The organism is Mesorhizobium sp. M7A.F.Ca.US.002.01.1.1 (genome assembly GCF_004022955.1).
GTDB lineage: Bacteria > Pseudomonadota > Alphaproteobacteria > Rhizobiales > Rhizobiaceae > Mesorhizobium > Mesorhizobium ciceri.
In genome coordinates this window covers 1-2,634 of record NZ_RZQE01000654.1, presented here as the reverse complement: position 1 = coordinate 2,634, position 2,634 = coordinate 1, and the positions used below count along the sequence as shown (strand labels likewise).

The following is a 2,634-nucleotide window of genomic DNA, read 5'->3' as shown; positions in this document are numbered from 1 at the left end:
CCCTTGTCGGTGACGACCTGGATGATCGCGTCATTCCTGCGTTCGATCCCGACGATCCTCGTGCTTGTCAGGATCTTGCCGCCCCTCGTTTCGACGATGGCCGCCAGCGCGCGCGTGAACTTGGCGGCGTCGCCGGTTTCATCGGTTGGACACATTATGCCGCCGGCAATGCTGCCGCGCGACGAAGCCAGCGCCGGCTCGCGGTCAATGATTTCCTGTGCGTCGACAATGCGGATCTCCTGGCCGTCGGCCTCCAGCAGGCGCATGTTGGCGACGCCCTTGTCGAGCGCCTGACGGCTGCGGTGGAAGTAAAGGATGCCGGCCGAGGTCCTGTCGTATTGGATCGATTCTTCCCTGACGACCGCCTGCAGGACCGATTGGGAATGGACCGCAAGCCGATGTTTGAGGAGGGTGTTGCGACGCGCTTTGGCGGCCGTGCATTCCCTGAGGAAGCGCAGCGACCAGCTGTAGAGATGCGGGTCGGCGGAAAGTTTGAAGCGAAGCGCCTGGTCTTTCAGGAACAGCGACTTCAGCAGGATTTTTGGCGCGGCTGGTGATGACCAGACGAAGGAGTGACCGGGCGCGATCATGCCTGCATTTGCCCAGCTCGCGCCCTCGGCCACCTGCGGTGCCTGCTCGAGAACAGTGACCGCGTGGCCGTCCTTTTGCAACTGATAAGCGGTGGTGATCCCGACCACGCCGCCGCCCAAGATCAATACGCGCATTGCTGTCCCGAAGGGGTGTGTTCCTATTGTCGACAATTCAATAGGAAGACGCCGATCCCTGTCAACGGTGAATGGGTCGGCGACGGACAAGCGATCCGCGCAAGCGCAAAATTCAGGCGTTTACCGGTTCCCAGGATCTGCACAGAGCCCTTGACAGTTTCGGCAATATCGCCGTTTCTATTGTCGACAATTCTGATTGGCATCAGGGAGGGGACTGCGCCATGGACGCCCCGGTTAGCCGCGCCGACGACACGCTTGTCCTCGACAAGGAACACATTCCGTTCAAGACCGATGACGGTATCGGCACGCGCGCCAATCTCGGCCTGCTCGTGCTGCGGACCGACCAGACCATCGAGGATGAATTCCGGTATGCGCTGCCCGCGCGCGACATCGCGCTGTACGAGGCGCGGCTCTACAGCGATGTCGAGATCACACCGGAAAACCTGATGAAAATGTCGGCGGTAATCCCGGCAACGGTGGGACTCTTGCCCGACGTCAAGTTCGATGTGATCGGCTTTGCCTGCACGTCGGGAGCGCTGGTCATCGGCGAGGATAAGGTTGCCGAGCGCGTTCACGAGGTGCTGCCTGGTGTGCAGGTGACCAATCCGGTGACCGCGGCACGCGCCGCGCTGAAGGCCCTGGGGGTCTCGAGGATCGCGCTGCTCACCCCTTACTTGGCGAAAATCAATCATTCGCTGCGGGCATCGCTGATGGCGCGGGGGATGGATATTCCGGTCATGGGCTCCTTCAACGAGGCGGACGACAATGTCGTTGCACGCATCACGCCGGCATCGGTCAAGCAGGCCATCTTGGAAATCGGTGCGTCGAGCGACTGTGATGCGGTGTTCGTTTCCTGCACCAGCATGCGCGTTGCCCGCATCATCGAGGAGGTCGAGAAGGAGTTGGGGAAACCGGTCACCTCCAGCAACCATGCACTTGCCTGGCATATGCTGCGGCTTGGCGGCATTGGCGAGCAGATTGCCGGAAAAGGCGAGCTGTTTCGCCGCTCGCTAGGCTAGCATCTTCAGCGCCGGATTTGCGGTGTGCAGCTCAGATCCCGCCGTACCAGTCATAGCCATTGTCTTCCCAATAGCCGCCCCTGCCACCGCCGACATCGGCAAAGCCGTCGACCAGTTCGATCTTGTAGAGATATTTCGGCATCTTGTAGCCGAGCTGGCGCTCGACGCGAACCCGCAGCGGCGCGCCGTTCTCGACCGGCAGCGGCTTGCCGTTCAGGCCGTAGGCGAGGATCGTCTGCGGGTGACGGGCATCGATGAGGTCGATGGTGCCGTAATATTTGATGTCGCCCGACAGGCTGCGGTCGATCGTGTCGAGGCAATGGAACATGACATAGCGCGCCTGCGGTTTGACCACCGCCTGGTCCAGCACCAGCGACAGCGGCGTGCCGGTCCATTTGGCTATGCAGCTCCAGCCTTCGACGCAGTCATGGCGGGTGATCTGGGTGCGGCTTGGCATGTTCTGGAGCTGCTCGCGGCTGAGCGACAGCGGCTTTTCGACAAGACCCGTCACTTCCAGACGCCAGTCGGCGAAATTGTTGGCGAGCAGGCCCTTGTAGACGTCGTCATCGGGAGCGGTGACGCCGTTCGGCCGCTGCGGCTGGCGGATATCGGCCTCGGTGAATTCCGGCGCCAGCGCACCGCGTCCGGCGAGCAGGCGTTGCGCCCGGTATGTCAGGCCATTGGCGTTTTCGAGGAAACTGCGCAGGCCGCTGCCGACGCTTAGCTGGCTGTCAAAGGCGTCGCAGCCCGACAGCATGATACCGGAAGCGCCAAGGCCGGCAGCGGTCAGGAATTTGCGGCGGCTGATCTCAAACTTCGCCATGTCAGGCACTCCTCTCGGCTGTATTGTCGTCCTGTGCGGGAGGATCGGTGCGGTACCAGCCGGTGAT

Annotated in this window: 3 protein-coding genes; 1 reads left to right on the top strand and 2 read right to left on the bottom strand. The window is 62.0% G+C overall.

Annotated elements, in window-relative coordinates; all coding sequences use genetic code 11:
* A partial coding sequence (locus tag EN932_RS33585) for an FAD-dependent oxidoreductase (RefSeq protein WP_245483378.1) occupies positions 1-710 on the bottom strand: 710 nt, incomplete at its 3' end.
* A gap of 236 nt (positions 711-946) precedes the next feature.
* On the opposite strand from EN932_RS33585, the gene EN932_RS33580 reads away from it, so the two are divergent.
* Positions 947-1,744 (top strand): aspartate/glutamate racemase family protein, encoded by a 798-nt coding sequence (locus EN932_RS33580; protein WP_013531948.1) that lies wholly within the window; start codon positions 947-949, stop codon positions 1,742-1,744.
* 31 nt (positions 1,745-1,775) lie between these two features.
* Here the strand turns inward: EN932_RS33580 and EN932_RS33575 are convergent, their stop codons facing one another.
* Complete coding sequence (locus tag EN932_RS33575; protein ID WP_013531947.1) at positions 1,776-2,567, bottom strand: molybdopterin-binding protein; 792 nt, start codon at positions 2,565-2,567, stop codon at positions 1,776-1,778.
* Between the last annotated feature and the right edge of the window lie 67 nt (positions 2,568-2,634).

Excerpts from the sequence above, each read along its gene's own strand:
- EN932_RS33580 (WP_013531948.1), top strand. The coding sequence starts at position 947 with ATGGACGCCCCGGTTAGCCGCGCCGACGACACGCTTGTCCTCGACAAG.
- EN932_RS33575 (WP_013531947.1), bottom strand. The coding sequence starts at position 2,567 with ATGGCGAAGTTTGAGATCAGCCGCCGCAAATTCCTGACCGCTGCCGGC.